At 56.9% G+C, this 1,144-nt stretch carries 1 protein-coding gene; it reads right to left on the bottom strand.

Annotated features, from left to right (window positions below; translation table 11 throughout):
* The coding region (locus ACR0JW_RS23850) for a tyrosine-type recombinase/integrase (protein WP_480714611.1) at window positions 1-1,130 on the bottom strand (1,130 nt) is incomplete at its 3' end.
* Window positions 1,131-1,144 lie beyond the last annotated feature (14 nt).

The following is a 1,144-nucleotide window of genomic DNA, read 5'->3' on the forward strand; positions in this document are numbered from 1 at the left end:
TCGGACCTTTGGTAGGCGCGTGAGACGGCTGACCCAACCTTGTGCCCGATCGCAGTTTCCTTAATTTCAAAGTCTGTATTGGTCTCTTCGTCGGCCCAGGTCCTAAAGCTGGCACGGAACCCGTGTGGGCGCGCTTCCAATTCCAACCGCTCCATATGGCGGGACATACTGGCGTCGCTGATTACGCCTTTACGGACGCCGGGGAATAAATATCCATCGCGGGCGGCTTCCCGTGCTTTATCAACGATCCGAAGTGCCTCATTGGATAACGGCACCCGAAAGTCATCGGTCTTGCCCCGCGGGCCTTTGACCATTTCTGCCGGGATCGTCCAGACATTGTTGTCAATCTGGTTCGTCTTTGCGAACCTTATCGGTCGAGATCGCAACCCCGTCAGGATCAAAAGCTGTAAGGCAAGTTGAACCGTGCCGCCGCCGTCGAGGCTCTGATAGAACGCTGGAACGTCCCGCCAGTTCATCGATGGTATATTCTTCGCCTTATGTACTTGCTTGCCTAGAAGTTCACGGGCGTCTTCGATGGCGTGGCGGTCAACCTCGTATTTCTTGGCGCTGGCGTAGCTCAGACAGGCTTTCAGGCGCGTCAGAGCTTTCCGGGCGACATCCGTCTTGGTGTGCCATATCGGGCGGAGGGCGTCGGCTATAGCGGTGCCGGTGACATCCTCAACTGGCTTTTCACCCAAGGTGGGCAGGATGTGTGTTTTGATTGGGCTGTACCAACGCCCAGCTTTCCCATCGTCTTTCAGCTGCGCTTTGCGGGCTTCGAAGGCTAAAGGCGCAATATTCTTCAACAGTCTCTTTTCGCGGGCCATGGGATCGCTGGCAATCTGGTTGGCGACGGCCTGCGCTTTTTCTGCATTGCGAACTTCAATAGGGTTGCCGCCACGCTTGACGATCCCCCGGTAGGCGTCAGCCATTTCGCGAGCCTGTGCCAAAGTCACGCCGGGATAACCGCCCAAACCCATCTCTTTGCGCTTACCCGAGTAGGTGAAGCGAAACACCCATTGGTCCCCTGTGGTAAGTCGATAGAGGTACAGCCCTCCGCCGTCACTGTGTTTGCCTGATCCGGCACTGCGGACCTTCGCCGCGCTCAACTTGTAGAGTGATCCGGCCATATCCCCTCACAGCA

It is taken from the genome of Ruegeria sp. BG6 (assembly GCF_056538465.1).